The sequence below is a fragment of the Flavihumibacter sp. CACIAM 22H1 genome (genome assembly GCF_001601815.1).
Classification (GTDB): domain Bacteria; phylum Bacteroidota; class Bacteroidia; order Chitinophagales; family Chitinophagaceae; genus Flavihumibacter.
Window position 1 is genome coordinate 13,150 of the sequence record NZ_LUKG01000084.1, and the last position, 7,380, is coordinate 20,529.

9 protein-coding genes and 1 pseudogene are annotated in these 7,380 nt (G+C 45.7%); all 10 read left to right on the top strand.

Annotated elements, in window-relative coordinates; all coding sequences use genetic code 11:
- A pseudogene (locus A1D16_RS18110) lies at positions 1-97 on the top strand (aminodeoxychorismate/anthranilate synthase component II); the annotation flags it as partial.
- 25 nt (positions 98-122) lie between these two features.
- Entirely contained in the window at positions 123-1,115 is a 993-nt protein-coding gene (trpD, locus tag A1D16_RS18115; RefSeq protein ID WP_290712117.1) for an anthranilate phosphoribosyltransferase, read from the top strand.
- A 3-nt stretch (positions 1,116-1,118) separates the two neighbouring features.
- Positions 1,119-1,826, top strand: a complete 708-nt coding sequence (locus tag A1D16_RS18120) for an indole-3-glycerol phosphate synthase TrpC (protein WP_290712119.1) — start codon at positions 1,119-1,121, stop codon at positions 1,824-1,826.
- A gap of 138 nt (positions 1,827-1,964) precedes the next feature.
- A complete protein-coding gene (locus tag A1D16_RS18125) occupies positions 1,965-2,600 on the top strand; it encodes a phosphoribosylanthranilate isomerase (protein ID WP_290712121.1) in 636 nt (211 codons plus the stop codon).
- Positions 2,590-3,807 (top strand): tryptophan synthase subunit beta, encoded by a 1,218-nt coding sequence (gene trpB, locus A1D16_RS18130; RefSeq protein ID WP_290712123.1) that lies wholly within the window; start codon positions 2,590-2,592, stop codon positions 3,805-3,807. Before A1D16_RS18125 ends, trpB begins: the two co-directional genes overlap by 11 nt.
- Positions 3,807-4,277 carry a GNAT family N-acetyltransferase gene (locus tag A1D16_RS18135; RefSeq protein ID WP_290712125.1) on the top strand — a complete coding sequence of 157 codons (471 nt, stop codon included), beginning with the start codon at positions 3,807-3,809 and terminating at the stop codon, positions 4,275-4,277. The genes trpB and A1D16_RS18135 overlap by 1 nt, the downstream gene beginning before the upstream one ends.
- A gap of 10 nt (positions 4,278-4,287) precedes the next feature.
- Complete coding sequence (gene trpA, locus A1D16_RS18140) at positions 4,288-5,055, top strand: tryptophan synthase subunit alpha (protein WP_290712127.1); 768 nt, start codon at positions 4,288-4,290, stop codon at positions 5,053-5,055.
- 10 nt (positions 5,056-5,065) lie between these two features.
- On the top strand, positions 5,066-5,689 hold the full coding sequence (hisH, locus tag A1D16_RS18145; protein WP_290712129.1) for an imidazole glycerol phosphate synthase subunit HisH: 624 nt from the start codon (positions 5,066-5,068) through the stop codon (positions 5,687-5,689).
- Positions 5,686-7,095, top strand: a complete 1,410-nt coding sequence (locus A1D16_RS18150) for a pyridoxal-dependent decarboxylase (RefSeq protein WP_290712131.1) — start codon at positions 5,686-5,688, stop codon at positions 7,093-7,095. Before hisH ends, A1D16_RS18150 begins: the two co-directional genes overlap by 4 nt.
- The coding region (locus A1D16_RS18155; RefSeq protein WP_290712133.1) for a GNAT family N-acetyltransferase at positions 7,092-7,380 on the top strand (289 nt) is incomplete at its 3' end. The genes A1D16_RS18150 and A1D16_RS18155, both read left to right, overlap by 4 nt.

The window sequence follows — 7,380 nt, forward strand, 5'->3', positions numbered from 1 at the left end:
GCATAAGACCTATGATGTACAGGGGGTACAGTTTCATCCGGAAAGCGTATTGACGCCAGACGGCGAAAAAATGTTACGCAACTGGCTTGGCAACTGAACCCGCAGACCAAAAAAATAGCACCATGAAAAAAATATTACAGTTTTTATTTGAACATAAGGCGCTGACAAGGGCAATGGCCAAAGAGCTATTGCTGAATGTTGGCAAAGGCCAGTACAACGAACATGAAATTACCGCTTTCATGACGGTTTACCTGATGCGCAGCGTAACCATTGAAGAACTGCAGGGATTTCGGGATGCCTTATTGGAACTTTGTGTAAAAGTGCAGCTAAACGGAGAACAGGTGGTTGATATAGTTGGAACCGGGGGGGATGGAAAAAATACGTTCAACATCTCCACACTGGCTTGTTTTGTGGTAGCCGGTGCCGGGCAGAAAGTTGCCAAACATGGCAACTATGGGGCTTCTTCCATAAGCGGGGCATCCAATGTAATGGAACAGCTGGGCTACCGGTTTAAAAGCGGCAACGATTCTCTAAAGAAAGAAATCGATGCAGCGAATATCTGTTTCCTGCATGCTCCCCTCTTTCATCCGGCGCTAAAAGTTGTGGCACCCATCCGGAAAAACCTTGGAATGCGTACTTTTTTTAATATGCTGGGGCCGATGGTTAACCCGGCTGACCCGGCCTACCAGGTAGTGGGTGTGTATAATCTCGAAATGGCCAGAGTGTATAACTACTTGTTGCAACAAACCGGTGGACAGTTTACCATCATCCATAGCCTGGACGGGTATGATGAAATTTCTCTTACAGCTGATACAAAAGTAATAACCAATTCAGGCGAGGAATTACTAACTCCTGAACAGATTGGTAAAAGAATGGTACAGCCTTCCGATATTTACGGTGGCAATTCCGTGGAAGAAGCGGCTAAAATTTTTCTGAAAATTCTGGATGGTAAAGGCAGCTGGGCACAAAATGCGGTGGTACTGGCAAATGCAGCGATGGCATTAAAAAGTACCGGGCAATACCCAAGCTACGAGGCGGCCTATGGCGCAGCGGTGGAAAGCCTGGAAAGCGGAAAAGCAAGAAATGCATTAAAAAAACTAGTTGAACTGCAATAAGCAATGAATATACTGGATACCATTATCGCCGCCAAAAAGATAGAAGTAGAAGAAAGAAAGGCGCAACGGCCCCTGCCAATCCTGGAAAAAGAAGTTTTTTTCAACAGAACCCCCTTGTCTCTTGCGCAATTTTTAAAAGATCCGGCAAGAACAGGCATCATTGCAGAATTCAAACGGAAATCGCCCTCCAAAGGAGCCATCAATACCCAGGCCGATGTGGGGGCGGTTACTGCTGCCTATGCCAACTGCGGTGCTTCGGCTATTTCTGTATTAACGGATGAATCTTTTTTTGGAGGAACAGCGGATGATCTGCGGGTTGCCCGGCAGCAAATGGTACCCTTATTGCGTAAAGATTTTATGATTGATGCGTACCAGGTCTATGAGGCAAAAGCGATGGGCGCAGATATCATTCTCCTGATTGCAGCCTGCCTGGGACCCAGACAGGTGTTGGATTTATCCAGGCTTGCACAGGACATGGGTTTAAGTGTGTTACTGGAGTTGCACGATGAATCGGAATTGAATCATGTGAATGAATATACACCGATCGTAGGTATCAATAACCGTAACCTGAAAACCTTTGAAGTAAATATTGAAAAGAGCCTGGAGATGGCAGCCAAGTTGCCTGCAGCATGCCTAAAAGTGGCAGAAAGTGGCATTGATAAAGTAGATATGATACGGCTTTTAAACAAAATGGATTTGACGGTTTTTTAATTGGAGAACAATTTATGAAAGCGGCCGATCCTGCAAAAGCTTTTGAATTATTCAGTCATGCATTAAAAGAAAATTCATAATTAACTACCCGGTCTGATACGCCGGTTGACTACTAACACTTAAAATGGACAGTAATTTATGAGAGTAAAAGTATGCGGAATGACCCAGCTCGAACAGGTAGACCAATTGGAAGAACTGGGGGCAACCTTCGCCGGCTTTATATTTTATCCTAAAAGTCCGAGGTATGTATTGCGCCATCTTACGACCACGGATCTTAAAAAAGAAAAAAAGATAAACAAGGTTGGCGTATTTGTGAATTCCGGCGTAGAGGAAGTAATTCAAATGGTGGATGAATGCCGGCTGCATATGGTGCAGTTACACGGCGATGAAACACCTAAATATTGTGAGCGGATCGCAGACTATGTTTCCGTTGTGAAAGCATTTCGGTTAAGTGAAAACGATAGTATAGAATGGATGGTACGCCCTTACCTGGATGTGTGTGATATGTTTTTATTTGATACCATGGGCGTAGGTTACGGTGGAACAGGAAAAAAATTCGACTGGCGCATGCTTAAGTCCCAACATATCGGCAAGCCTTATTTCCTGAGTGGAGGTATTGAACCCGGAGATGTGGACGCATTAAAAGAATTTTCAACGGAACCGGAGGCAAAAGGACTGTTTGCAGTGGATATCAACAGCCGTTTCGAAACAAGTCCGGGTATTAAAGATTTAAACCTGGTCGGTGATTTTATTAAAAAACTCAATGCGTATTAATAGTTTCATTATGCAAACCTATCAACAACCCACCAAACAAGGGTATTATGGCCGGTTTGGGGGGGCTTATATCCCGGAAATGCTGCATCCCAATGTGGAAGAACTACAGCTTCGTTACCGGGAGATCATGCAGGAGCCGGATTTTCAACAAGAATTTCAGCAATTGCTGAGAGATTATGTTGGCCGGCCAACGCCCCTGTATTTTGCCAAACGACTAAGCCAGGCATTTTCAACCAATATCTATTTGAAACGGGAAGATCTATGCCATACCGGTGCTCATAAAATCAATAATACGATTGGCCAGATATTGCTGGCGGAACGCCTGGGTAAAAAAAGAATTATTGCCGAAACAGGTGCCGGGCAACATGGGGTGGCCACTGCCACAGTATGTGCGCTGAAGGGCATGGAATGTATTGTTTATATGGGGGAGAAAGATATTGAACGGCAAGCCCCCAATGTTGCCCGTATGCGGATGCTGGGTGCAAAAGTGGTGCCTGCTGTCAGTGGCAGTAAAACCCTGAAAGATGCCACCAATGAAGCCATTCGCGATTGGATTAATAACCCGGTTGATACTCATTATATCATTGGCAGTGTCGTTGGCCCGCATCCGTATCCGGATATGGTGGCTCGGTTCCAAAGCATTATCAGTGAAGAAATTAAATGGCAGCTGAAAGAAAAAACAGGTTCGGAACTGCCTTCGCATGTTATCGCCTGCGTGGGTGGGGGAAGCAATGCAGCTGGTGCTTTTTTTCATTTTCTTGATGAGCTATCGGTTCAATTGGTGGCTGTTGAAGCCGCTGGACATGGAGTAAACAGCGGCATGAGTGCTGCTACTACTGCGCTGGGAAAATCAGGGGTATTACATGGCAGTAAAAGCCTTGTGATGCAAACAGCCGATGGACAGGTGGTGGAGCCGCATAGTATATCTGCCGGCCTCGATTATCCGGGTATTGGCCCCCTGCATGCCAATTTATTTGATAGCGGTCGGGGTAAATTCCTGGCGGTTACAGATGAAGACGCACTGCGCGCCGCATTTGACGTGGCCCGGCTTGAAGGAATTATTCCGGCACTGGAAACTGCCCACGCTTTTTCAGCCTTGCACCAGCTTTCGCTCAGCAACAAAGAACAGGTAGTGATCTGTTTAAGCGGACGGGGAGATAAAGACCTGGCCACTTATATGAAACAAATGGAAATGACAGGAATCTGATGAATACAGCATTAACCATCGAACCCTACCAGCAAAAATGGGCGCCTGATTTTAAACGGCTTAATACCGCCTGGTTAGAAGAGTTTTTTGAGGTAGAACCGGTTGACCACCAAATGTTGAGCAACCCGGAGGAATACTATATCAATAAAGGAGGCTTTATTTATTTTGCCCTGGTGCAGGATACTGTTGTAGGCTGTTATGCATTAATCAAAAGCGGTAAAGATTGCTTTGAATTGTCCAAAATGGCGGTTGATAAAGCCTACCAGGGACACCAGATCGGTCATGCAATGGTTCAGCATGCCCTTGCTACTGCTGCTGGTTTAGGAGCTCTAACGCTCCAGTTGTATTCACATAAAAAACTGGGTGCAGCTATTCATCTCTATAAAAAATATGGTTTTGAAGAAATCCCTGTTGGAAACTCCATTTACAAGCGATCAGATATCAGAATGGAAAAAAAATTAACGACTTAAGAATGCCCCTATGAGCAGAATTAACGCTTTATTTCAACGTAAATCAACCCGTGTGCTAAATGTATATTGTACGGCGGGTTACCCGGCATTAACCAGTACGCTTCCGGTTATGGAAGCACTCCAGGAAAATGGTGCAGACCTGATTGAGCTCGGCATGCCTTATAGTGATCCGCTGGCAGACGGACCTGTAATTCAGCAAAGCAGCAGCATTGCACTGGCAAATGGTATGACCATTGAAACCTTGTTTCATCAACTGGAAAATTTTAGGGAACGCATATCAGTGCCGGTACTGCTAATGGGATATATGAATCCGGTTTTACAGTTCGGATTTGAACGGTTTTGCGCGGAAGCTGCCCGTGTAGGTGTAGACGGCCTCATACTACCTGATTTGCCTGAATATGAATTTGAAACCGAATACGGGGCTATCATAAAAAAATACGGGCTTGATTTTATTTTTCTGGTGACGCCGGAAACCGCAAAAGAGCGGGTCTTAAGGCTTGATTCCCTGAGCTCTGGATTTCTTTATGCTGTTTCTTCTTCTTCCACCACTGGCTCTGCTAAACAGCTGCCTGCTGTAGAAGCATATTTGGAACGATTACAATCCTACAAGCTTACCAACCCGGTATTGGTGGGCTTTGGAATAAAGGATAAAGAAAGTTTTGACGCGGCAGCAGCTCATGCAAATGGCGCAATAATTGGCACCGCGTATATCCGGGCATTGGAGGGATCAACAGATATTGCTGCCACCACCCGCGATTTTTTAAACGGCGTACTATAGATTATTTATCATGGAAATAGCAATCGTAAAATACAATGCCGGAAATATCCAAAGCGTATTATATGCCTTGGAGCGTATTGGTGCAACAGCTGTTGTTACCGATGATTTCGAATTGCTCAGGAAAGCCGATAAGGTTATTTTTCCCGGTGTGGGAGAAGCCAGCAGTGCTATGCGTTACCTTCGGGAACGAAAGCTGGATCAGGTTTTACGTGACCTTCAGCAACCAGTTTTGGGTATTTGCCTGGGGATGCAATTAATGTGCGCCTATTCGGAAGAAAATGCTACGGAATGCCTGGGTATTTTTGCGGAGCAGGTAAAATCCTTTCACCAGCAAAAAAATAAATTGCAGGCTGCAGAGGCAGCTGATACCTTGTATAAAATTCCTCAGATCGGCTGGAATACCATCTCCTCGCTAAAGACTCCACTTTTTGATACAGTATCGGATAATAGCTATTGTTATTTTGTACATGGTTATTATGCGGCCCTTGGTGAAGATACCATTGCAACTACCGATTACCTGGCACCCTACAGTTCTGCCCTGCATAAAAAAAATTATTACGGTGTGCAGTTTCATCCGGAAAAATCTGCCCGCACCGGAGAACAGATCCTGCGTAATTTTATTGAGAAGATATGAATGCCCGGATTCAACAGGATGTGGAAGAACTAAGTCTTTTGCTAGATGCTGCCAAGGCAATGAGTGAACAGCATCTCCAACAGCTTTCTGACCACCCTACCACTACCCAGGTCGGCCAAATTGAATGGCCGGGTTTGCCGGATAATGGGTTGGGAGGTAAGCATACCCTCGATCTGTTCAGGAAACTGTTTTATCCGCATATTGTAGCCAGCTCGGGGCCGCGTTATTGGGGATTTGTAACCGGCGGCACCACCCCGGCCAGTATTATGGGCGACTGGCTTACAACCGTTTTTGACCAGAACTCGCAGTTGACCACAGGCAAGGGCGATGCCTCTGCCTTATTGGAACTACAAACGGTTCAGTTATTACTCGACTTGTTCGGATTGCCCGATGCTTTCATGGGGGCTTTTGTTACCGGCGCTACCATGGCAAATTTTTCGGGTCTTGCAGTAGCCCGGCAGTGGGCGGGTAAGCAATTGGGTATGGATATTGCCCGAGATGGCTTGCGTGCTTCAATTCCTGTTTTTTCCGCGCAGCCTCACTCCAGCAGCCTGAAAGCGCTTTCAATGCTGGGAATGGGCAGCGCCAATGTTCAGGTGGTGCCTACCCTGCCCGACAGGGAAGCCATGGATATTGAAGCGCTCAAAAAAATGCTGCCGGCAGATGTCCGACATCCGTTTATACTACTTGCAAGTGCTGGTACGGTTAACAGCGTAGATTTCGATAACCTGCAGCAACTGGCTGAGTTAAAAAAATCATATACCTGTTGGATACATGTGGATGCTGCATTTGGTGGCTTTGCGGCAGTTTCGCAAAAGTACCGGCACCTTGTTGATGGATGGCAATATGCAGATAGTATAACCATCGATTTTCATAAATGGCTGAATGTGCCGTACGATAGTGCCCTGATCTTAACCAGGAAAGAACATGCTGTTTTACAAATGGAGAGCTTTCAGAATTCGGCGGCGCCTTACCTCGGTAATCCGTGGGAACAATTTTCTTACCTGAATTATGTGCCGGAGAACAGCCGCCGATTCCGGGCACTACCGGTATGGTTTGGATTGATGGCTTATGGTAAAACAGGGTATAAAGATATTGTTGAGCAATCTGTTCAAATGGCTGTTTACCTGGCAGAACGGTTGGTTGAAACAGGTTATTTTCAACTATTGGCGCCGGTACGGTTAAACACCGTTTGTTTTGAACCGGTTCCAGATACACCTGCAAGCATTACTATAAGTGATTTTCTGGAGGAGCTAAACAAAGAGGGGGTGGTGTTTATGACAGCTTCTGTTTACAAGGACCAAGCCTGCATACGGGCTGCATTGGTGAATTTTCGGACCAATAAAGCTGCTGTAGACCAGGCTATGGATGCTATCGAAAAAGCCCTGAAAAAAATTACCCAATGAGTTCGCAGGCACAACTAACCCAGCTATACCTGCACCAGGTAATGCCCTTGCGGCAGGAAGTAATGTATCCTGGAAAACCGGTGGAAATGGCACGGGTAGACGGCGATGAAACAGCCGTTCACCTGGGATTAACAGTAGATCAGCAAATTGTTTCGGTAGTATCCTTGTTCGTATCCGAAAAATATGACCATTCTCTTCAATTTAGAAAACTTGCCACGTTGTTGGCAGAACAGGGAAAAGGGTATGGTACCAGTCTTCTAAACCACGTGTTAGCCTATGCAGAAC